The sequence below is a fragment of the Antarctobacter heliothermus genome (assembly GCF_002237555.1).
Classification (GTDB): Bacteria; Pseudomonadota; Alphaproteobacteria; order Rhodobacterales; family Rhodobacteraceae; genus Antarctobacter; species Antarctobacter heliothermus_B.
In genome coordinates, this window is the sequence record NZ_CP022540.1 from 308,139 (window position 1) to 330,778 (window position 22,640).

At 62.0% G+C, this 22,640-nt stretch carries 18 protein-coding genes; 16 read left to right on the forward strand and 2 right to left on the reverse strand.

The features are described 5' to 3' along the window. Nucleotides 1-75 precede the first annotated feature (75 nt). From urtB to ANTHELSMS3_RS01605, 6 genes are all read left to right on the forward strand, one after another. Nucleotides 76-2,019 carry an urea ABC transporter permease subunit UrtB gene (gene urtB / locus ANTHELSMS3_RS01580; RefSeq protein WP_094036856.1) on the forward strand — a complete coding sequence of 648 codons (1,944 nt, stop codon included), beginning with the start codon at nucleotides 76-78 and terminating at the stop codon, nucleotides 2,017-2,019. A 3-nt stretch (nucleotides 2,020-2,022) separates the two neighbouring features. Continuing rightward, nucleotides 2,023-2,511 carry a GNAT family N-acetyltransferase gene (locus ANTHELSMS3_RS01585; RefSeq protein ID WP_094033346.1) on the forward strand — a complete coding sequence of 163 codons (489 nt, stop codon included), beginning with the start codon at nucleotides 2,023-2,025 and terminating at the stop codon, nucleotides 2,509-2,511. Continuing rightward, nucleotides 2,508-3,674, forward strand: coding sequence for an urea ABC transporter permease subunit UrtC (gene urtC / locus ANTHELSMS3_RS01590; RefSeq protein ID WP_094033347.1), 1,167 nt, complete (start codon nucleotides 2,508-2,510; stop codon nucleotides 3,672-3,674). The genes ANTHELSMS3_RS01585 and urtC overlap by 4 nt, the downstream gene beginning before the upstream one ends. Next, the gene (gene urtD, locus ANTHELSMS3_RS01595; RefSeq protein ID WP_094033348.1) at nucleotides 3,671-4,414 is read left to right on the forward strand and encodes an urea ABC transporter ATP-binding protein UrtD; all 744 of its coding nucleotides are present in this window, start codon (nucleotides 3,671-3,673) and stop codon (nucleotides 4,412-4,414) included. Before urtC ends, urtD begins: the two co-directional genes overlap by 4 nt. A gap of 83 nt (nucleotides 4,415-4,497) precedes the next feature. Beyond that, nucleotides 4,498-5,196, forward strand: coding sequence for an urea ABC transporter ATP-binding subunit UrtE (gene urtE / locus ANTHELSMS3_RS01600; protein ID WP_094033349.1), 699 nt, complete (start codon nucleotides 4,498-4,500; stop codon nucleotides 5,194-5,196). Nucleotides 5,197-5,374: 178 nt separating this feature from the next. Then, nucleotides 5,375-6,829 carry a globin-coupled sensor protein gene (locus tag ANTHELSMS3_RS01605; protein ID WP_198319864.1) on the forward strand — a complete coding sequence of 485 codons (1,455 nt, stop codon included), beginning with the start codon at nucleotides 5,375-5,377 and terminating at the stop codon, nucleotides 6,827-6,829. Here the strand turns inward: ANTHELSMS3_RS01605 and ANTHELSMS3_RS01610 are convergent. Then, the gene (locus ANTHELSMS3_RS01610; RefSeq protein WP_254694820.1) at nucleotides 6,826-8,433 is read right to left on the reverse strand and encodes a trimethylamine methyltransferase family protein; all 1,608 of its coding nucleotides are present in this window, start codon (nucleotides 8,431-8,433) and stop codon (nucleotides 6,826-6,828) included. The genes ANTHELSMS3_RS01605 and ANTHELSMS3_RS01610 overlap by 4 nt on opposite strands. A gap of 95 nt (nucleotides 8,434-8,528) precedes the next feature. Here ANTHELSMS3_RS01610 and ANTHELSMS3_RS01615 point away from each other — a divergent pair, with 95 nt between their 5' ends. After that, nucleotides 8,529-10,955 (forward strand): FAD-dependent oxidoreductase, encoded by a 2,427-nt coding sequence (locus tag ANTHELSMS3_RS01615; RefSeq protein ID WP_094033352.1) that lies wholly within the window; start codon nucleotides 8,529-8,531, stop codon nucleotides 10,953-10,955. Nucleotides 10,956-11,077: 122 nt separating this feature from the next. Further along, on the forward strand, nucleotides 11,078-11,506 hold the full coding sequence (locus ANTHELSMS3_RS01620; RefSeq protein WP_254694821.1) for a DUF411 domain-containing protein: 429 nt from the start codon (nucleotides 11,078-11,080) through the stop codon (nucleotides 11,504-11,506). Between the two features lie 197 nt (nucleotides 11,507-11,703). On the opposite strand, the gene ANTHELSMS3_RS01625 is transcribed toward ANTHELSMS3_RS01620, so the two are convergent. Continuing rightward, nucleotides 11,704-12,324, reverse strand: coding sequence for a hypothetical protein (locus ANTHELSMS3_RS01625; RefSeq protein ID WP_094033353.1), 621 nt, complete (start codon nucleotides 12,322-12,324; stop codon nucleotides 11,704-11,706). Between the two features lie 498 nt (nucleotides 12,325-12,822). Between ANTHELSMS3_RS01625 and ANTHELSMS3_RS01630 the strand changes: the two genes are divergently transcribed. The 8 genes from ANTHELSMS3_RS01630 to ANTHELSMS3_RS01665 all read left to right on the forward strand — a co-directional run bounded on the left by ANTHELSMS3_RS01630 (nucleotide 12,823) and on the right by ANTHELSMS3_RS01665 (nucleotide 22,602). Further along, the gene (locus tag ANTHELSMS3_RS01630; RefSeq protein ID WP_094033354.1) at nucleotides 12,823-13,785 is read left to right on the forward strand and encodes an aldo/keto reductase; all 963 of its coding nucleotides are present in this window, start codon (nucleotides 12,823-12,825) and stop codon (nucleotides 13,783-13,785) included. A 151-nt stretch (nucleotides 13,786-13,936) separates the two neighbouring features. After that, nucleotides 13,937-14,752, forward strand: a complete 816-nt coding sequence (locus ANTHELSMS3_RS01635; protein WP_094033355.1) for an ABC transporter substrate-binding protein — start codon at nucleotides 13,937-13,939, stop codon at nucleotides 14,750-14,752. A gap of 127 nt (nucleotides 14,753-14,879) precedes the next feature. Continuing rightward, nucleotides 14,880-15,692: an amino acid ABC transporter permease gene (locus ANTHELSMS3_RS01640; protein ID WP_094033356.1), complete on the forward strand. Its 813-nt coding sequence runs from the start codon at nucleotides 14,880-14,882 to the stop codon at nucleotides 15,690-15,692. Then, nucleotides 15,692-16,420 (forward strand): amino acid ABC transporter ATP-binding protein, encoded by a 729-nt coding sequence (locus ANTHELSMS3_RS01645; RefSeq protein ID WP_094033357.1) that lies wholly within the window; start codon nucleotides 15,692-15,694, stop codon nucleotides 16,418-16,420. Before ANTHELSMS3_RS01640 ends, ANTHELSMS3_RS01645 begins: the two co-directional genes overlap by 1 nt. A 155-nt stretch (nucleotides 16,421-16,575) precedes the next feature. Continuing rightward, complete coding sequence (locus ANTHELSMS3_RS01650; RefSeq protein ID WP_094033358.1) at nucleotides 16,576-18,477, forward strand: SH3 domain-containing protein; 1,902 nt, start codon at nucleotides 16,576-16,578, stop codon at nucleotides 18,475-18,477. 43 nt (nucleotides 18,478-18,520) lie between these two features. Continuing rightward, nucleotides 18,521-21,175, forward strand: coding sequence for a DUF4384 domain-containing protein (locus tag ANTHELSMS3_RS01655; RefSeq protein WP_094033359.1), 2,655 nt, complete (start codon nucleotides 18,521-18,523; stop codon nucleotides 21,173-21,175). A gap of 13 nt (nucleotides 21,176-21,188) precedes the next feature. After that, complete coding sequence (locus ANTHELSMS3_RS01660) at nucleotides 21,189-21,917, forward strand: OmpA family protein (protein ID WP_157733378.1); 729 nt, start codon at nucleotides 21,189-21,191, stop codon at nucleotides 21,915-21,917. 214 nt (nucleotides 21,918-22,131) lie between these two features. After that, the gene (locus ANTHELSMS3_RS01665) at nucleotides 22,132-22,602 is read left to right on the forward strand and encodes a MarR family winged helix-turn-helix transcriptional regulator (RefSeq protein WP_094033361.1); all 471 of its coding nucleotides are present in this window, start codon (nucleotides 22,132-22,134) and stop codon (nucleotides 22,600-22,602) included. The last annotated feature ends 38 nt before the right edge of the window (nucleotides 22,603-22,640 follow it).

The window sequence follows — 22,640 nt, forward strand, 5'->3', positions numbered from 1 at the left end:
GCCCCTCGCCATCGCATGACCACTGGCAGGGCGATGTCCGCCCTGCCCGCCCCAACCTCAAAGGCAGGCCGATCCATGCTCCGTGCCCTTTTTGCGGCTCTATTTTTCGCGTGGCTGCCCGCGCCCGGATTTACCCAGGATCTGCAAACGATCCTGCAAGAGCACCAACCGCAGGTCGCCAAGCCCTCTCGCGGGACTGTCGGCCCTGTACTGGAAGCCTTGTCCGCCTCTGGCCTGCCCGATGTTCCGCGTTTTCTGGAACGCTGGCAGGAAAAAGAGGTCTATACCCGCGAAGACGACGGCCTGTTCTTTTACGTCGAGACAACTGGCGACACGGTTACGCTGATCGACTTGAGCACAGGTGAGCCTGCCCAGACCACCGTCGATCCCGGCACCCTTGACCAGATCAAACCAAACGGCGGTGTGCGCCGCGCCATCTCCGAGGCACTGGTGCAGTTCCAGTTGTCCGATCCCGACATCACCCGCCGGGCCGGGGCCGTTGACGCCATTGCGCGCGGCCTTGATCCCAGCCAGATCGCGCCGCTCGCCGCCTCGATCGACGGAGAGCCGGATGCCGCGCTCAAGCTGCGCAAGCAACGCCTGCTGAACTATCTCGCAGCCCGCTACGGTGAAACGCCAGAGGCGCGCATCGCCGCCATCAAGGCGCTCGGCTCTGACCTCAGCGTCGATGGCCGCGCCGTCCTGTCGCAAGTCCTGTCGACAACAACAGAAATCGCACAAGACATCCCTGCCTCGGCCAATGTCGCCCGCATCCTCAAGCCCGGCACTGACCTGTCAGCGGCAGATGCCTACGCGATGATCGCCGCAACGGCGGGTGCCCCCGCGCTGATCGACCCGTCCCGCATCCGCCCGACGCTGGAAGCCCACGTCGAAAACGGCCGTGCAGGCGGCATTCCCGCCGCCCAACTGACCACACCAGAGGCCCGCTTGCGCGCCTACGATGCGCTGGCCGCAGAGGGCACGGTTCCGCCCCGCGCCACGCCTGAAATCATCGCCGAAACCTTGGCAGGCTGGACCATCTATGAGGCCTACGACGAACCGGACGCCGCCATCACCGACGCCGCCGAAGTGACCCAGGCCGCCGTGCAAAGCCGGGTGGCCGTGTCGCAGGCCGCCGACCTTGGGCTGGACGCCATCTCTCTCGCGTCGATCTACTTTCTTGCCGCGATCGGCCTTGCCATCACCTTTGGCGTGATGGGCGTGATCAACATGGCGCACGGCGAATTCATCATGATGGGGGCCTATACCGGCTATGTCGTGCAACTGTTCATCCCCGATTACACCCTGTCGCTGGTCGTCGCCCTGCCGCTGGCCTTTGCCGTGACATTCGGGGCGGGTGTGGCGATGGAGCGGCTGGTGATCCGCTGGCTCTATGATCGCCCGCTGGAAACCCTGCTGGCCACCTTCGGCGTGTCCATCGCACTGCAACAACTGGCCAAAAACATCTTTGGCACACAGGCCCGCCCGCTGACCTCCCCGGCATGGCTGGATGGCGCGCTGCAGTTCAACGACGTGATCGCCATCAGCTATATCCGCATCGCCATCTTTGTGCTGGCGCTGCTGTTCCTCTGCCTGCTGCTCTTCATCCTCAAAAAGACCCGTCTGGGGCTGGAAGTCCGCGCCGTGACGCAAAACCCGCGCATGGCCGCCTCGATGGGGATCAACCCCGACCGGATCAAGATGATGACCTTTGGCCTTGGCTCGGGCATCGCGGGCATCGCCGGTGTCGCCATCGGACTTTACGCCAAGGTCACCTCGGAAATGGGCGCCGATTACATCGTGCAAAGCTTTATGACCGTGGTCGTGGGCGGTGTCGGCAACGTCTGGGGCACCCTTGCCGGTGCCTTCATGATCGGCACGCTGCAAAAGGGGATCGAGTTCTTCAACCCCTCCAACACGCTGGCGGCACAGACCTACATGATCCTTTTCATCATCCTCTTTATCCAGTTCCGGCCAAAGGGCATCGTCGCCCTCAAAGGCCGCGCAGCAGGGGATTGAGCCATGATCACCATCGAAACACTCACCGAACCCACACCGGGTTTTGCCGATCTGGTCGAGACGCACACCACCTTCTGCGATGGCACCGCCCCTCCTGAAAGCTGCCACCGGCTGCCGATCTCTGCCCTGTTCACCCCGGACCTGACGGTATGGACAGCCAGCGAGAACGGCACGCTCTACGGCATGGGCGCGATGAAGGCACTCTCCGACACAGAGGGTGAGATCAAGTCCATGCACACCCGCGCCGCCGCACGCGGCAAGGGGATCGCCCGAATTCTGCTGGAAACCATCATCCAAGAGGCGCGCCGCCGGGGATACACCGGCCTCTGGCTAGAAACCGGCGTGCATCCGGATTTCGCAGCGGCCCGCGCGCTCTATACCGCCTTCGGTTTCACGGAAACCGGCCCGTTTGGCAGCTATACCCGCGACCCGCACAGCGTCTTCATGACGCTCGACCTCACCGCCGACAGCAAAGCGAAGGCTCACACATGAACCGCAGCTTCATCTCCCGGAACCCCTCCGTTCTCTGGTTTCTCGCCATTCTTGGCCTGTTCACCCTTGGCGTGACGCTGTTGTCAGAGGCGACCGGCACCGGCCTGATCTCAACCAGTTTCGTCAAGACGCTGGGCAAGACGCTCTGCCTGTGTCTTGTCGCCATCGCGATGGATGTGGTCTGGGGCTATTGCGGCATCCTCAGCCTTGGCCATTTCGCCTTTTTCGGCATCGGCGGGTATGCTATCGGCATGTGGCTGATGTACGCAAGGACAGAGGTCATCGTCTCGGCCAGCATGGCCAATCAGGTGATCCCGCCCAGTGCGACAGAGGTGTCAGATGCCATCGCCAGCCAGATTTTTGGCGTGGTCGGCGCGTCGGAACTGCCGACGATCTGGTCCTTTGCCCACTCGCTGCCGCTGCAACTGATGATGGTTGTGCTGATCCCCGGCCTGCTGGCGCTGGTCTTTGGCTGGCTCGCCTTCCGCAGCCGCGTCACAGGTGTTTACCTGTCGATCCTGACTCAGGCGATGACGCTGGCGCTTTCGCTCTACCTGTTCCAGAACGACAGCGGCCTGCGCGGCAACAACGGGTTGTCCGGCCTGCAAAATATCCCCGGCTTTGAATCCACCCCGCAAAGCCTTGTCTCCATGGCCTTCTTCTGGGCCTCGGCCTTGGCGCTGGCCATCGGCTATCTTCTCTTTGCCTTTGTCACCTCCGGCAAGATGGGCAGCGTGATCCGCGCCATCCGCGACAATGAAACCCGCGTGCGCTTCCTTGGCTACCACGTCGAAAGCTACAAGCTCTTCGTCTTCACCCTGACCGCCATCGTGGCCGGCATCGCAGGTGCGCTGTATTACCCACAGGCGGGCATCATCAACCCGGCGGAAATCGCCCCCATCGCATCCATCTACCTTGCGGTCTGGGTCGCCATCGGCGGGCGCGGACGGCTGTACGGCGCGGTCCTCGGCACGGTCTTTGTCACGCTCGCGTCCAGCTGGTTCACCGGCGGCGGCGCGCCCGACATCAACCTCGGGTTCTACGTCGTCAAATGGACCGACTGGTGGCTGGTGCTGCTGGGCCTGTCGTTTGTCGCCGTCACCCTGCTCGCCCCCCAAGGCATCGGCGGCCTCGTCGACAAACTGGTGAGGAAAAAAGCATGAGCAAGACGCTCCTAGAACTCTCCGGCGTCTCCGTCTCTTTTGACGGCTTCAAGGCGATCAACAACCTCAGCTTCCAGATCGGCGAACCCGAACTGCGCGCCATCATCGGCCCCAACGGCGCGGGCAAGACCACCTTCATGGACATCATCACCGGCAAGACCAAACCGGATGACGGCCATATTCTCTGGGGGGACAAGGGCATCTCACTGCTCGGCCTGTCGGAATCCGCCATCGCCCGCGAAGGCATCGGCCGCAAGTTCCAGAAACCCACCGTGTTCGAGGCGCAGACCGTGCGCGAAAACCTCGCCATGGCGCTGAAAAACCCGCGCGGCCCCTTCGACGTGCTGTTCTACAAGAAAACCCGCCAAGGCGCCGACCGGATCGAGGCGATCGCCGAGCAGACCGGCCTGACAGACAGCCTCACCCGCCCGGCAGGGGAACTCAGCCACGGCCAGAAACAATGGCTGGAAATCGGCATGCTGCTGGCGCAGGAACCGCGCCTGTTGCTGGTCGATGAACCCGCCGCCGGCATGACCCCGGCAGAGCGCGAGAAAACCACCGAAATGCTGGTCGAGGCCGCGAAAACCCGCGCCGTCGTTGTTGTCGAACACGACATGGAATTTGTCCGCCGCCTGAACTGCAAGGTGACGGTGCTGAATGAGGGCTCCGTCCTCGCCGAAGGCTCCATCGACCATGTGACCAGCGATCCGCAGGTCATCGAAGTCTATCTGGGGCGCTGACCCATGGGCTTCTTCTCTGTCCAAATACCCACATCCGCCCGCGCGTCACAGCGCCACGTCCTGACGACAGGAACACCGCCGCCATGCTGAGCCTTTCCGACCTGACCCTTCATTACGGCCACAGCCAGATCCTGCACGGGATCTCGATGCAGGCGAAACCGGGTGCCGTCACCTGCCTGATGGGCACCAATGGCGTGGGCAAGACCTCCTTGCTCAAGGCCATTTCCGGCACCCATGCGCGCTCTGGAGGGGAGATGAACATAGAGGGCAACGACATGCCCAAGAACACCTCGGCCCATGCGCTGGCCCGCGCGGGCGTCGGATATGTCCCGCAGGGGCGGGACATCTTTCCGCTGATGACGGTGAAGGAAAACCTTGAGACCGGCTTTGCCTGCATCCCCAAATCCGAATGGCACATCCCCGATGAGATCTTTGAATTGTTTCCCATCCTGAAACAGTTCCTCGCCCGGCGCGGCGGCGACCTCTCCGGCGGTCAACAGCAACAGCTGGCCATTGCCCGCGCGTTGATTGCCAAGCCGAAACTGCTGCTGCTGGACGAACCGACAGAAGGCATTCAGCCCAACATCATCAAGCAGATCGGCGAGGTCATCAAATACCTGCGCGAAAAGGGCGACATGGCGATCATCCTTGTCGAGCAGTTCTTTGATTTTGCCTATGACCTTGGCGATCACTTCGTCGCGCTGGAACGGGGCCGCGTCATCCACGACGCAACCAAGGCGGACACCCCGCGCGACGTGCTGTTGCAAAAGGTCTCAGTCTGACCAAACCGGGTGGATCGCTATCCGCTCAGAGCAAAGCTGCCCAAAAGTACCGCAGTCTCCAGATTTGTATCAACCACATGCGCGGTGGCAGGCCGGATCTGTTCCGCACCGCATAAGATATTAACGTTTGCGGCGTCTAACCCGTCTGACAAGTGCTTGGCAGTCGATGGGACACGATATGACACCCGAACTAAAAAAGAAGCTCGCGCAATTCCAATTGGACGGCTCGGATACGGACACATTGCGCGAAGTCGGCAGGCTTCTCATCCCCGAACTCGACACCGTCCTGAAGGCGTTTTACGCCCGGGCGCTGCGCGATCCAGACACCGCCGCTTTCTTCGTTACCCCTGATCGGGTGGATTTTGCCCGCAATGCGCAGAAAAAACACTGGAGCCGGTTGCTGTCAGGCGATTTCGGCGATGACTACCTTGCCTCCGTCGATCGCATCGGGCGAACACATGCCCGGATCAATCTGCCGCTGGACACCTACATGTCGGCCTATTCGCTGGCGACATCCGATCTGATCGCCGCCCTGTTCAAGCGGGTACCGCGCCGCAGCCGAGGGCGTCTGGCGGACATGATCGGGGTTTTGACCCGAGCGTTTGCACTCGATATCGAAAGGGTTGTCGAAACCTGTTTCAGCATCCTTGCAGAGGAACAGACCGCTGCGTTTTCGCACCTCAACACCGCCATCGACAAATTGGCCGATGGCGACCTGACCCATGTGATCCCCGCGCCGCAGCACAGCGACTATCCCGTCCGGTTCGACGATGTGCGGCAAAAGCTGAACGCCGCCACCGGCAACCTGCGCGCAACGATGACGCAGGTCACGGGGACCATGGCGAATCTGGGCAAGATCATTGGTGAAGTCGCAAGTGCGTCGGACGACCTGTCGCAACGCACCGCCAATCAGGCCGCATCTCTGGAACAAACCGCCGCAGCGGTGCATGAATTGTCGGTCAACGTCGCCAGTTCGGCTGAAAACACGGCTGAGGCGGATCAGGTCGCCGCCAGCGCCGCACAGACCGCGATGGAGGGCGCCCGCACAGTGCAGGAGGCATCCGGTGCCATGACCCGCATCCAGACATCGTCCGACCAGATTACCCGGATCATCGGGCTGATCGACGACATTGCCTTTCAGACCAACCTTCTCGCGCTCAACGCCGGGGTCGAGGCGGCGCGCGCCGGCTCTGCCGGACGCGGTTTTTCCGTCGTCGCCGAAGAGGTGCGCGTGCTTGCAGGCAATGCCTCGGGTGCCGCGCGCCAGATCACCGAACTTGTTTCAAACAGTTCCAAAGAGGTGGCCGCTGGGGTCGACTTGATCGACAATGCCGGACGCAACTTGCAGGCTATCGTGGACAGCTTCGAAAAAGTGTCGAGCCTGACCGCAACCATTGCGACCGCCTCAGGCGAACAATCCACCGCATTGTCCGAAGTAAACTCTGCCGTCAGCCAGATGGATACGGTGACGCAACAGAATGCCGCAATGGTCGAACAGACGACCGCCGCCGCGTCTATGATGCGCCGGAACGCCGCCGATGTCGAAAGTGCTCTGGCCGGTCTCAAACTCACCGATGGGCACACCGCCGGAAACGCCGACATTGGCGCGATGCACGGGGACGTGGCCGCCTAGCGCAGCTCGGGAAAGGCGTCGCGAATAGAACGCTCCTGCGCAGTGCTCAGGTAGTCGGGCCGATGCTCTGCCAAAATACGCCGCGCCTCTGTTCGGGCGCGGGTCCAGGCATCCTCGGCCCCCGCCGCCTCCCATGTGCGCGGATCGGTGCGGTCAGCCATCCGGGGATAGACATAATCCCGCTCCATCGCGGCGTGGGTCTGGGCCGAGCCCAGAAAATGCCCCTCGCCCAGCACCGCCTCGCGGATTGCGTCATAGCCCAGCGTCTCCTCGCTGACCTCGACCCCGCGCAGCACGCGGTACACTGCGCCCAGCATCTCGTTGTCCAGCACAAACCCCTCAAAGCTCGCCCCTAACAGGGCCGCTGTCATGCCCGCGCTTTCATAGACCAGATTGCCGCCTGCCAGCCCCGCCGCCAGCGCCGTCATGCCCTTTTCCATTCCGTATTGCGCATCCACCGCCTTGGCGTCCGTCATCGACGCCGCCACGCCGGACGGCAGCCCCAGCCAGTTGGACAATTGCGCCGAGGCCGCATTCAACAGCGTCACCTCACCGCCTCCACCGGAAAACGCGCCCGTGCGCAGGTCGATCACCAAGGGCCAGTTGGAAAACACCATCGGATGTCCCGGGCGGATGGCATGCACCATCACAAGGCTGGCCAAGGTTTCGGCCAGCGACTGCGCAAGGAACCCCGCTAAGGGGGCCGGGGCGGTCGCGCCGGACTGGGCGGCGGTGATGCAGGACATCGGGATATTGTTGTCGATGCAGGCATAGACCACATCCACCGCGTCCTCGCCGTAGCGCATGGGCGAGATCACCGGGCTGATATGCGCCTTCACAAAAGGCCGCGCGGCAAAGGCCCCCTCTTGCCCCAGCGCCATGTCCATCATCGCCACCACCGGCGCGACGCTGGACGCCTCGGTAAACGCCGTCGCCACCGGTTTTGTCGTATGCGCCAGCAGCGCAAAGGCGGTGTTCAGGTCCAGATCCAGCACCCCCGGCACATCCGTGGCGATGCAACAGCGGGTGAACCAGCTGACGTTCTCCAGCGCGTCCTGCAACCGGGTGAAATCGCGCAAATCCTGCAAGGTGGCGGCGCGGTAGCGCGCGCTGTCCAGATCCAGCACCTGCACCGCCGCCCCCCCGGTGCCAAAATGCACCCGGTCGCCGCCCACCTCGATATCCCGCGCCGGATCGCGCCCGTATAAAGGAAAGCGTTTCGTCGCGCCGTCCACCGCCGCCTCGACCAGCGCCTCGGGGATCAAAACCCGGTCGCCGCGTGCCTCTGCCCCGGCGGCCAACAGATCACCGCGCAGTCGCGCGGGCACCTCCCCCATGCCCAGTTCCGCCAACAGCCGCTTGGCGGTGCGGTAGATCGCCCACAGTTCGGCATCCGTCAGCGGCGTATACTGCCCGCCCCGCTGCCCCGGCGGTGCCGGGTTCACCGGCCCCGCCGCCCGCGCCACATGCCGCGCCCCCCGGCCACCCAGCCTTCGTCCGCCTCGACCCCCAAGCAGGGGCCGCTGATCCTGAACATCAACCATGCCTGCCACTACGCGCCGCGCGGGCAAACCTGACAAGCGGCCCGACACACCTGCACTCATCCGAAATCGCAGTTTTCAGAAACGCAAAGTCGCAAGGAACCCCTTGCCCGAAACCGCGAAATCACCGCCGATACCGGCAATCCACGGAGGTTCCCATGAAGACGACCACACGCGCTGTCGTGATCGGCGGCGGCATCGCAGGCTGTTCCACGCTCTACCATCTGACCCAAGAGGGCTGGACCGATGTCATGCTGCTCGAACGGGATGAGCTGACCTCCGGCACCACTTGGCACTCCGCCGCACAGGTGACCAACTTTGGCATGACGCAGACCATGGTCGGCCTCAAAAGCCATTCCATCGCGCTGTACAAGGAACTGGCCGAGGACCCGGATTACCCGATCACCTACCACCACGCCGACGGCGGCATCCGCCTTGCCAATACCCAGGCGCATATGGACGGCTACCGCCACTTCGCCTCGATGGCGCGCGGCATGGGGGTCGAGTTTGAGGTTATCGACGCCGCCGAATGCGCCCGCCGCCACCCACTGATTTCAACCGACAACCTGATTGGCGGGCTCTGGGATCCGCTCGACGGCGACATCGACCCGGCGCAGCTCTGTCAGGCGCTGGCCCGCCGCGCGCGCAAGGCGGGCGCAGAGGTCCACCGCAACACCCCCGTCACCGCCCTGCGCCAACTGCCCGACGACACCTGGATCGTCACCACCCCCAAGGGCGAGATCCACGCAGAGGTGGTCATCAACGCCTGCGGCTACCGCGTGAACGAGGTCGGCGCCATGATGGGCGTGCACCACCCCGTCATGTCGATGGAACACCAGTATTTCGTGACCGAGGAAATCCCCGCCATCCGCGACGCGGACCACCGGATGCCGCTCCTGCGCTGCCCGATCTCGGACTATTATTCGCGGCAGGAAAAGAACGGGTTGCTGGTCGGCTTCTACGAACAGGACTGCCGCACATGGGGCATGGACGGGATCGACCCGAACTTCGTCAACGCGCTCTGCCCCGATGACCTCGACCGCGTGATGGACGTGCTAGAGGGCGCATTCGCCCGCATGCCCGCCCTGACAGAGGTTGGCATCACCACCATCGTCAACGGCCCCATCACCTACACCATCGACGGCGCGCCGCTGGTCGGCCCGATCCCGGGCAAGCGCAACGCCTATTGCATCATCGGGTTGCGCGCCGGTCTGGGGGAGGGCGGCGGCCACGGCTGGCTGCTGGCGCAACAGATCGTCCATGGCGAGGCGCAATACGACACATGGGTCATCGACCCGCGCCGCTACACCGGCCACACCAACGTCGAGCTTTGCGCGCGCTACGCCGTGCAGGACTATCAAAACGAATTCCGCTTTCACTTCCCCAACGAACACCGCCCCGCAGGCCGCATGGCCAAGACCACGCCCCTGACCCCGATCCTGCAAAACGAAGGGGCGCATTTCGGCCCCGTCAACGGCTGGGAACGGGCCGAAGTCTTTGCCCCCGGCCTGCACATCACCCCCAGCTTCCGCTTTGATGAGGCGCATGACGCCGTGGCCGCCGAGGTGGGTGCCGTCCACACCGCCGTCGGCCTGTGTGAGGTCAACGGCTTCAACCGGCTGGAAATCACCGGCGTCGACCGCCACGCCTTCCTTGACCGGCTCTGCTGTGGCCGCGTCACCAAAAAGGACGGCCGCGTGGGCCTTGGCTACCTGCTGAACGACCACGGCATGATCAAGGCAGAGGCGACCTTCGCCAACCTGCCCGCCTCTGACCGGGGGCCTGCGCGGGTCTGGTACGGCTCTGCCGCCGCGTCGGAATTCCACGACATGGACTGGCTCATGGCGCATAAACGCGCCGATGAGGACGTGCAGATCCGCAGCCTGACCAACGATTTGACCATTCTCGTTCTGGCAGGACCCAAGGCGCGCGAGGTGCTCTCCGCCACCTCACGCGGCAACTGGTCGGCGCAGGGCTTCCCCTGGCTGTCCACTCGCGAATGTTTCATCGGCTTCGCCCCGGCCACCGTTCTGTCGGTCAGCTTTTCCGGCGAACTCGCCTATGAAATCCACGTCCCCAACGCCTCTCTCTTCGCCGCCTACACCGCCCTGCGCGAGGCGGGGGACAAGCACGGTCTCCGCCTGTTTGGCAGCCACGCGGTCGACTCCATGCGGCTCGAAAAGGGCTTTCTGCACTGGAAGGCCGACCTGCTGACCGAATTCAGCCCCTTCGAGACCGGGCTGGACCGCTTCGTAAAGCTCGACAAGGAGTTCATCGGCAAAGCCGCCCTGCTGAAACGTCAGGCAGACGGCCCGCGTAAATGCCTCGTCACCCTCAGCCACACCGCCACCGACCGCCGCGCCGCGCCCGGAGCCTCGATGATGATCGGCGACAAGGTGGTCGGCACCGTGACCTCCGGCGCCTACGGTTTCCGCACCGGGCTGAACCTTGCGCTGGGATTCGTCGATCCGGACCTTGCCACCCCCGGCACCAAACTGGAACTGGACCTGCTGGGCCAGCGTTTCAACGCCGAGGTCATCGACCCAAGCCCCTATGACCCGGAGATGACCCTGCCACGGGGATGACGCGCCCGCCCTTGACCTTCCCCCAACCGGAACCCCCTATCTGGTCAGACAGCACCAGACAGGAACTGCAAACCATGACCAACACCATTCACCGCCGGGGCCTCCTTTTGGGGGGCCTCGCCATGAGCACCCTGACCACCCTGCCCGGCGCGCTGTATGCCGCCGCGCCGGAAATCCATGTGCTCAAGGATCGCAACTGCGGTTGCTGCAGCGCATGGGTCGACATCCTGACGCGCGCCGGGTTTTCCGTCACCACGCAGGACACGCACAACGGGGCGCTGATCCGGTACAAGATGGACAACGGCATCCCGCCAAAAATGGTCTCTTGCCACACCGCCCGCATCGACGGCTACCTGATCGAGGGCCACGTCCCACCCGCCGACATCCGCCGCCTGCTGGCCGAACGCCCCGACGCCCGCGGCCTTGCCGTCCCCGGCATGCCCTACGGCTCCCCCGGCATGGGGCCGGAGTCACAGCGCGAGGCCTACGACGTCCACCTCATCCGCCGCGACGGCACGACCGAGGTCTTTACTCGCTACGAGGGGGCCTGAGCCTCCATTGGTCGATGCGATGAGCAACCGCCCCCGCAAATCTTTGCCGGGGTGCGGTTGTCGTGAGTGACTGCTGTGCGGGACAAAGCTGACCTTCCTATCACTTCGGCTAACGTCAGCTGTCGATATGTTTACTCTCGCCTGTTAATCGTAGCCAGGTTAATTGCAGCGACGTCTCGTTAGAGGCCAATGGAGTATCAATATTTCTTGAGCAAAGCGGTGGTTTTTGCAAGACGCAGGGCGGCACCCATTGCAAGTGCGTAGGCGGCCCAATGAAGCATTTTGGGTGTCACGAAGTTTGTCGGTCGACTTGCTGCAACTAGTTCTTTGACCTTCTGCTGTGCGCTAGCGATTTCCACTCTGTCAAAGAACATTGCCTCAGGAAATACAGAGGGCATATCTGTTGTAATGTTTGGATTTTCCCATGTCGCAAGGTACTCGATAGCGTTTGGGTATGTCTTGCCAGTAAGCGTAACATACCCTCCTGTCGGGAAATCGAGAGAATGCCTGTGTTCTTTCAAGTTCTGGAGTTCATAGACCCAACTGTAGAGTGTGCCTTTTTTGTTTAGTTCCGATGCAAAACTTGCAACTCCAGTATCAAAAAACTCGCCTAGTTCAAATTTAAGCAACGCCTGCTTGGACAAATAGGCAGCCTCATTCGCATCGAATACGAATAACAAAAGGCTTCCGGCGGCCAAGAAGTACCAAAGGTAGTCGGTATAATCCCAAATGCGCTTACCACGAAAAATTAGCGCCAATACTTGCATGACAATTATCGACGCAATCAGAAATGCCGAGAATGTTTGATAGTCAATCATTTCCGAAATCCGTAACAGTAAGTAGTTTTACCAACTTCATCCCGTCTGCTATCTTCGTCAACACTTAATACGATACCATCAAAATCCACGTGTGGAAGTTGGTTGCTTCAAAATTATTGGCAACATAGAATTTTTTTTGCGGTGCGGATGTTGAAGCAGACTTTCACCAAGGTCAGATATTCTGACACTTTGGCCTCGGAGCGGACATTGCTCACCAAACGAACCTTCATGCCACATCGCACGATCAGCCCCACAATCGACAAGGGCCACCCCCTTGCCCCAATGCCGCTTCAAGGCCCCGAAGGCGATTGTCCGAGCAACCCGGCACAGCGGCGCTCCACCGCGCATTCCCTAACGAAGGGTAAAACCGCCCCTGTAACCCCTTGATTCTGCATTCCCGCTAAGCTGTCCACGCGTGGACACCCCAAACGCCCCCCTTGCCACACGGCCCCGATCCGGTCACAAATCCTCCAAACCCCGGACAATCAGGAGGCCCCCATGGCCCGCTACGCCCTCGGCAAGACCGACCTCGAAGTGACAGACCTCTGCTTCGGCGCCTCCGCCCTCGGCGACATGCCCGACACCTATGGCTATTCCGTCTCGGAGGACCGCGCCCATGCCACGGTCAACGCCATCTTCGACGGCTCGGTGAATTTCCTCGACACCTCCAGAAACTACGGCTTTGGCCGGTCAGAGGAACGCATCGGACAGGTCATCAAGGAGCGCGGCGGCCTGCCCGACGGCTTTGTCCTGTCGACCAAACTGGACCGCGACATGGACACCCGCCGCTTTGACGCCGCCCGCGTGCGTCAATCGCTGGAGGAAAGCCTGACAGCGCTGAACCTAGACAGCATCCCCCTGCTCCACCTGCATGACCCCGAACATGCCCGCGACCTGAATGAAATCACCGGCGAGGGTGGCGCGCTGGACGAATTGTTCAAGCTCAAGGAAGAGGGCCTCGCTCAGGCCGTCGGCCTCGCCATGGGGCGGCTCGACGTGATGGAGCCGATCCTGCGCGCCTACCCCTTTGACGCGCTGATCTCACACAATCGCTTTACCCTGCTGAACCGGTCGGCCGATGCGATGTTCGACTACGCCTATGATCAGGGCATCGCCATCCTGAACGCGGCCCCCTTTGCCGGTGGCGTGCTGGCCAAGGGCAGCGCGACCATGCCCCGCGTCACCTATCAGGTGGCAGACGATGCGGCCCTCGCCCCCGTCCGTGCCATCGAAGAGATCTGCGCCCGCCACGGCGTACCCACGGGCGTCGCGGCGCTGCAATTCTCGCTGCGCGACCCGCGCATCACCTCGACGGTGATCGGCGTGTCCAGCCCCGAACGGGTGCAAAAAACGATGGACTGGACGGCGATGAAACTGCCCGCCGCGCTGTGGGACGACCTGATGGCCCTGCCCTTCGCCGACACGGACCCAGAGGCCAACCGCGACTACAAACCCGGCTGACGGGCCGCGCCCAAACAGACCGGGTCAAGCCAAACACAAATTGACCGCCAAATCCAACACCAGCCCCCGAGCCAAATGCGCGCATCAAATTGACAACGCCCGCCCCGGAGGCAAATCTGGCAACAACCATAATCCGACAGGGACCCCTGCTATGAAACTCATGACCATGACCGCACTCGCTTGCGGCTTTGCCGGTGCTGCTTTTGCCCAGAACGACTGCGCCACGGGCAAGACCCTGATCGAAGGCACATTCACCGTCGCCACCGGCAACCCGGCCTTTTTTCCATGGGTGCTGGACGACGCTCCCGAAAGTGGCAAGGGGTTTGAGGCCGCCGTCGCCTATGCCGTCGCCGCCGAAATGGGCTTTGACGCCGATCAGGTGACATGGGTCCGCACCTCTTTCGATCAGTCGATTCAGCCCGGCGCCAAAGATTTCGACGTCAACATGCAACAATTCTCGATCACGCCGGAACGGGCGCAAGTCGTCGATTTCTCGACCCCCTACTATAGCTCGGCCATGGCTGTTCTGACGACAAATGCCGTGGTCGATGGCGGCGCAGAGGCCACAGTCTCCAGCCTCAAGACCCTGCTTTGGGGCGCGGATGCCAACACCACCGCCGTGCCGATGCTGATGGATCTGATCGCCCCCGACAAACAACCAATGATGTATGGCGACAACGTCGACGTGACCGCCGCCATGCAAGCGGGCCAGATCGATGCCGCGCTGTTCGACCTGCCAACCGCGCTCTACCTGTCGGCGGTTGTGGTCAATGACGGCGTGGTTTTGGGTCAGTTCCCGCCAGAGCGCAGCGAAAACCCCGATCAGTTCGGCATGCTGCTGGAGAAAGACAACCCGCTCACGGCCTGCGTCAATGCTGCGCTGGCCGCGCTATCCGACAGCGGCAAACTGGCCGAGATCGAGGCCGAATGGCTTCAGGCCACAACCGGCGTCCCCGTCATCGAATAACAGGGTCCGGGGCAGGCCCGGCGCCGCGCCCCGGCTTCTTCTTTGCAAAAATACTCCGGGGGAGTCCCGAAGGGACGGGGGCAGCGCCCCCTTTCCCCCGATGCAAATTCGTCCTACAGGCCATTCCATGCCCACCCGTCGCCAGATCTTCGAAGCGCGCCAGCGCCGTCGTGCCAACCTGATTGCCGCCGGATCGACCGGCGCAGTCCTGTTGGCCCTCATTATCCTTGTGCCGCTCGCCCCCGGATGGGACGCGGTGCAGCGCAGCTTTTTCAACGGCGCGGTATTTGCCAAGACCTTTCCGGGCCTGCTGAACGCGTTCCTGATGGACATCGCGATCTTTGCCTGGTGCTCGCCCATCATCGCGGCGCTGGGTCTGGCCGTGGCCGTGGCGCGCGATCTACGCACCCCGGCGCTTTACCCGGTCAAGCTGCTGGCGATTGTCTACACGGATATTTTTCGCGGTTTGCCGGTGATCCTTGTGATCTACCTGATCGGCTTTGGCATTCCCGGTCTGGGCCTGCCGCGCCCATGGAATTCCCCCTACATCTGGGGCTCTCTGGCGCTGGTGCTGGTCTATGCTGCCTATGTGGCAGAGGTCATCCGCTCTGGCATCGAATCCATCCACGACAGCCAGCGCGCTGCCGCCCTGTCGTTAGGGCTGTCGTCCTCGGATTCCATGCGTTTCGTAATCCTGCCGCAGGCGATCCGCCGCGTGGTGCCCGCCAACATGAACCTGTTCATCGCGCTGCAAAAAGACGTGGCCCTGCTGTCCTTTATCGGCCCGGTCGAGATTTTTCGACAGGCCGGCGTCTACAAGTCGCTGCTGGCGAATTTCACACCCTACGTCGGCGCGGCGCTGGTGTTTCTGGCGATCACCATTCCCGCCACACGATACGCCGACCACCTGATGAACCGCCAGCGCAAGGCCCGCAGCTGATGCCCACACTTGTCCTGAACGGCGTGCAGAAAAGCTTTGGCAAGAACCCGGTCTTGCAAGGGATCGACCTGACGGTCACCAGTGGCCAGATGGTCTGCCTGATTGGCGCGTCCGGGTCGGGCAAATCCACGCTGCTGCGCTGCATGAACCTGCTGGAGCCGATCGACGACGGCTCCATCACGCTGGACGGGATCGACATCTCGGAACCCGGCTATGACCCCCAACCGGTGCGCCAACGCATCGGCATGGTGTTCCAGAGCTTCAACCTCTTTCCGCACATGACCGCGCTGGACAACGCCCTGCTGGCACCGCGCCGGGTCCACGGCACCAGCCGCGCAGAGCTGGAGCCGAAGGTCGTAGAGTTGTTCAGCCGCTTTGGCCTTGCCGACCGGATGCACCACTACCCCGACCAGTTGTCCGGTGGTCAGCAACAGCGCGTGGCCATCGTGCGCGCGCTGGCGATGAAACCACAGATCATGCTGTTCGATGAGATCACCTCGGCCCTCGATCCCGAACTGGTGGGCGAGGTTCTGGACGTCCTTCGCCAGTTGCGCTCTGAGGGCATGACCATGGTTCTGGCCACCCACGAGATGGGTTTTGCCCGCGAACTGGCCGACACGGTTTGCTTTCTGGATCGGGGTCGCATCCTCGAATCCGGGTCGCCGGAACAGGTCTTTGGGGCCCCGGAACAAGAGCGCACGCGCGCCTTCCTGTCCCGGGTGCTCTAGGTCTGACTGGACCAAACAACGATTCATGTACGACAAACGCCGGATTTTCCCTGACTTTTCCGAAGGTCGGGTTTTCCTTCGTTGACGTGACGCCCCCTTCTGACGGAACATGAAGGCAACTTGTTAGCGTCAATTTTATCCAAAGGGGTCTGGCTGTGCGTACGTCGGCAATTCTGGCATCACTGATCGCCTCATTGGGGCTGTCGACCGTCGCGTCGACCCCGGCGCGGGCGCAGGACTTTGTCGGGTTCGACCGTACCAGCTTTGGCAGTGTCGTCCTCAGCCGCAACCAGTCCGCCGCTGGCGGCAGCGACATCACCCTTGAACTGGCGGTTGGCGACTACAACAACGAACCGATCCTGAACTATTCGGAAAACAGCGTGTTTTCCAAGCTGGGACTGGCAGTGGGTCGGTTGGACATCCTGACCGACACCGGCGTCTATCCCTGCACCGCCTTTATCGTCGACAAGAAACACATCCTGACCAACAACCACTGCGTACCCGGCATTCTGGAAAATGAACGCGCAGGCGCGACCCGTATCGATTCCGTGTTGTTTGTGGCGGGCTACCGCCAGCCCGGCGTAGATCAGGGAACCCGCCGGTTCACAGTTGTGCCGACGCCGGTCGAGACCTCCAAGGAACTGGATTATTCGGTGCTGGAGGTGATCGGCGATCCCTCGGCCGAATTCGGGATGCTTGATCTGGCCGCAATCACGCCGCAAGACAATGACCCCTACTGGGTGATCGGCCACCCGATGGGTGAGGCGCAGCGCATCAGCCGCGAAAAGTGCCGTGCCAATGCACCTGCCCTGTCAAACAAGCAGTTGCTGCACACCTGCGATACGCTGCCCGGCAACTCCGGCTCACCGGTGATTGACGCCTCCTTGCAAAAGGTGGTGGGCCTGCACCATGCCGGGTCCAACCGCGACGCGGTGAACTATGCCATTCCGATGGGGGACATTCTGGCCCAATCCAAGGTGCTCAAAGCCGCCTTTGTGCCCGGCGCCGTTGACCCGACTCCGCCAACCACCCCACCTGTGCCCGAGCCTATCGACACCGGCGAAACCGCGCCGCCGCCGGACGCCAAGGACGAAACCGCGCTCAAGCTGTGCGACGCACTCTATGACGAGGCCAAGGCGTTTTCCGAATGTTTCGCCTATGAAGCCTATCTTCAGGTCTGCGGCGACCACCCCTATGCGATCCTTGCCAAGTCCTATGTGGCGCGTTTGTGCACCACGCCCGACCCGGTCGAGGTGACACCGCCGCCCCCGGCCCCGCCCGAAGAGGTTGTCGACACGACGCCGCTGTTGTGGTGGTGCAAGTCCAGCGGGCTGAACGCGACAGAGCGCACGATCTGCGGCGACCGCTATCTTGCCGGTCTGGATGAGGAAATGGAACGCGCGTACAAATCGCCAGCCCGCGCAGTCTCTTCGACCCAGCAATCCGCGTGGCGCACCGGAACCCGTGACCGTTGTGGCGCGAATACCGACTGTATCTCTCGGGTGCTGATCGACCGGATCACCTACCTCAAGACCCCCGAAAAGGTCGTGACCCCGCCGCCGCCGGTTCAAACGTACACGATGTATGTCACCGGCACTGACCACCTCAACGTCCGCTCCGGTCCGGGCACGCATAACGGCGTCATCAACCGGATCGATTTCGGAGACAAGGTGACCGTGCTGGGCGAAAACGACGGCTGGAACAATATCCGCCTGTCGAACGGCCAGAACGGCTGGGTCTCGAACCGCTATCTGGCCTCGAACAAGCCGAAGGAACAGCCTGTCGCCCAATGCACGGCCACGGTGGTGAACCTCAACCGCTATTCCAGCCATACCCGCAACAACGGCAGTGGCTTCCTGAACATCCGGTCGCAGGCCAGCACCCGTGGTCGGATCCTCTCCGAAACGTATCTCGGCGACACCGTTCAAGTGCTGAACCAAAGCGGCAACTGGGCCCAAATCCGATGCCTGTCGGGACAGTGCAAGAACCCGTTCCGGGGCTCTGGCGGCGTGACCGGCTGGGCCTCCAAAAAGTACCTTTCCATCCGGTGCCGTTAATCAGAATTCCACCCAAGCCCTCTTTCAACAGGAGACTTATGTCATGCAACCCAACAACCTGATGAAGGTGAGCGTCATCGCCCTGGCGACCGCCTTCGCCCTGCCCGCTGTGGCGCAGGATCAGACCTTGCTGGTTGATCCAGAAGATCTGAATTATGAGCTGCCAGCCGACGCAACCGATTATGAAAAATCCGCTTATGGTGTCTTGCAGAAGTATTGCTCTGACTGCCACCAGGAAGGTGTGCTTGGCGATGGACTGACCAAACCCAAGGCCGGTTTTGGTCACGTTCTGGACATGCGTCGCCTGGCGAATGACCCCAAGTTCGTCGCGGTCGGCGATCCGGAAAAGTCCAAACTTTATCAGGTGATCACCGGCGGCGCGCCTGCCATGCCGGACAACTGCTGGGATCCCAGCTGTGTGCCGACCGAGGCAGAGCTGCAACAGCTTCAGGACTGGATCATCGCACTGGGCGACACCGCACCAGAACCGCGGACCTACATCTCGCTGGCTGATATGTACGCCATGGCCCATGCCGATTTGCAGGCCCAGCCCACCAACCGCCGCGACCGCATCCGCTATATCTCGATGCGGCCAATGTGGAACGACCCGGACGTGTCGGACGAAAACTACCAAGGTTACTTGGCGGCGACCGTCAAGCTGATGAATGCCCTCAGCTGGAACGCAAATGTCTACAAGTTCGAAAAGGTCGACGAGCACGGCATCCTGCTGCGTGTCTTCCTGCCCGAACTGGATTGGACCCATGAAACATGGGGGTATCTCGAAGCACAATATCCCTACGCCATGGAAAGCGACACCGACCCCTATCTTGGCTCACTGCAACACTTGTCAGGCTCCATGACCCCCGTCATTCGGGCCGACTGGTTCACCGCGACCGCCTCTGTCAGCCCGCTTTACTACGACATGCTGGGTCTGCCTGACACGATTCAGGGACTAGAGGCCAAGCTGGGCATGAGCATGAGCAGCAACATCCTGAACGAACAGGTCGTCCGCGCCGGCTTTCAGGATTCGGGCGTGTCCTCGCATAACCGTCTGATCGAACGCCACCCTCTGGGAACCGGCTTTTTCTGGACCTCTTATGACTTTGCCGGATCGAAAGGGCGTCAGAGCTTTTTCGAATACCCGCTGGGTCCGATCGACGCCTACGGCCCCGATCTTGCTTTTGAGCACGATGGCGGCGAGTCGATCTTTACCCTGCCCAACGGCTTTCACGCCTACTACCTCAACACTGCCGACGGCGCGCGTCTTGACGTGGGTCCGACCTCCATCGTGCGTGACACCGACTATCCGGACGGTACGGGTGAGGTTGTGAATGGGATCTCGTGCATCTCGTGCCACTCCAAAGGCATGCGCTTCAACGATGACTCTGTGCGTGAGGTTGCGCTGAACAACCTGTCGCTGCCCGCCTCGGCGCGTCAGACCATCGACGCGATCTATCCGGGCAAGGACGTCATTAATGAATACTTCCAGCGTGATTCCGACGCCTTCTTGAACACCCTCGCCAGCGCAGGGATCGAGCCGTCCATCAAAGCCGCCGGGTTGGAGCCGGTGCGGGGTCTGTTCGTCTATCACGTCGATTACTTCGTTGACTTCAATCAGGCCGCCAATGAACTGGGTCTGACGGCAGAGCAACTGCGCAGCCGGATGGCCTTTGCCGGTCATGACATGGCTGGCCTGTTGACCCGTCTGGATATCTCGCCGATTGCGCGGGATGAATGGACCGCCGCCTATCCTGTCCTGCTGGACAAGCTGACCGACTACCGTCCGTACAAGACGGACCATGTGGTGACTGCGGACCTGAGCTATTCGGTCAAGCAGATCGTCAAGGACACCGATTACGCCCCGGTGAAAAAGGTCAAAGTGGTCAAGCCTGTCGAATACAAGCCTGGCGATCCCGGTTACGTTCCGCCCGCCGCCGACTACAAGCCTGGCGATCCCGGCTATGTGCCGCCCGCTGCAGACCACAAGCCCGGCGACCCCGGTTACGTTCCGCCCGCCGCCGACTACAAGCCCGGCGACCCCGGCTATGTGCCGCCCGCCAATGACTATGTGGTGAAGGACGACAACTACAAGCCGACCGGCACGGACTACGTCGTGAAAGGTGACGAGCCGATCAAGACCCACAACGACGCCAAGAAATACGGCGGCGACTATGACCCGGTCCAGCACTCGGTCGCGGCACAAAGCCACCTGACGGTCTACACCAACCAGACCACCTACAAGGTCGGTGACGAACTGCAGGTCTTTATCGAACCGCGCCACGACTGCCGTCTGACGCTGATCTCAATCGACGACGATCACGATAGCTGCGTTCTCTACCCCTTCCCGGGTCTGGATGACATCGTTATCCCGGGTGGCACCCAGTATGTCTTCCCGCCGAAGGGCGCGCTGCGCACCTCCGAGCCGGGGCTGGAAACCATCCTAGCGATCTGCAACGGCGGTCAGGCTGCCATCGACAAGGTGACCCGCGACACGTCCAAGGTGTCCTGCTCGGTCGGCCACAAGGCCGTTTCCAAGGACCACTATGAGGGTATCGTGAACGAAACCTTGGTGCTTGACCTCAACGCCGGGGCCAAGGACGCCAAGAAATCGGACAGCGGCGTCGATTACCGCGCCGTGTCCAAACACAACCCCGACGTGACCAAGGCCCAGATCTCGGTCGTGGTCCGGGAATACTAAGGAGATGAGAGCGATGCGAAAGCTATTCCTGAGCGTCGCTCTCTGCCTTGGCCTGCCCCCCGTGGCAGGCCATGCGCAGAGCGGCGAAATCTTTATCCCCGGCAACGATCCGCTGGTGGAAATCAAACCGCAGCCGCAGAGCCAGATGGCCAACTGCCTGCTCAACCCCAACGCCGCCAACTGCGCTGGCGTCGACATCGACCCGGGCGGTATCGCGCTGGAAAGCGCCGGACCTTCGGTTACCTTTGAAACCCTTGTGCTGGATCTCGACAACAAGAAGGTCGTTGTCAGCAAGGCACCCCCGCCAGAGCCGCCAAGATACGACGCGCCGGAACCGCCCAAGACAGGCAAGGTCGCGCTGCCCTCCGTCGCCGTCACGATCGAGTTTGATTATGACAGCGACCGGGTGCGGGGCGACCAGCGCGGCAAGATCGACAGCCTGATTGCCGCTTTGAACGATCCTGCCCTTCAAGGCACCTCTTACGCTGTGATCGGCCACACCGACGCTGTCGGATCGGACGGCTACAACTGCGATCTCAGCCTGCGCCGCGCCGCCTCTGTCACGCGCCTGATCGAAGGGGCCTACCTTAGTGTGCCGCTCTATCCGGTCGGCTGGGGAGAGTATGTGCTCAAGAACGAATACGATCCCCGCGCGGCTGAAAACCGCCGTGTGACGTTCCTGCGACTGCCCGATACGCCGGGTGCCGTCTTGCAAACCGCCAGTACGCTCTGCCGGTACTGAGATACGCATATTTGCAGCGTAATTGACCCTCGCCCATCCCGGGCGGGGGTCTTTTGCGACCTGCGTTCCTTGGATTGGAAATAGCGACACCACAGATCCAGCGCATCAGGGCCCACCCGATAACGCTTGCCAGATCTTCGGTTGCATCGCTAACCTGACCGCATTGAATTGGAAACCGCAGGGCAACGCCTTGCTGGCAGGGAACCCTTTTAACATGGATGTCGACGACGACGTGGTGCCGCATTCGGTTGTGCCGCTCAACAGATTTCTCACTTACCGCCTTGCCAAGGTGCAGGCCAAACTCAGCGCTCAGGCCACGCGCATCTTGCGTGCCCATGCCGGGATCACGATCACACAATGGCGCATCATCGCCGTGCTTGGCGATACCGGGCGCTGCACGTCCGCCCAACTGTCGCGGTTGACCGAAATGGACAAGGGCCTGATCAGCCGCAGCGTCAAGACCTTGACCGCCGAGAGGATGATCACCGTCACCCGCGACGCCTCAGACAACCGCGCGCTGCATCTGGACCTGACCGCCAAGGGGCGTGAAACCTTTGAACGCACCATTCCGCGCATGCGCTCGCGACAGATGGGATTGCGGGCCTATCTAGACGAAGCCGAATTTGACACGTTGATGCGGGCCTGCGAAAAGCTGGAAAAGGCGGCGGAAGATCCTGAAATCTAGGTCTGGTTTCACAGTGACCTCGATGGCGCGCCCGCCTA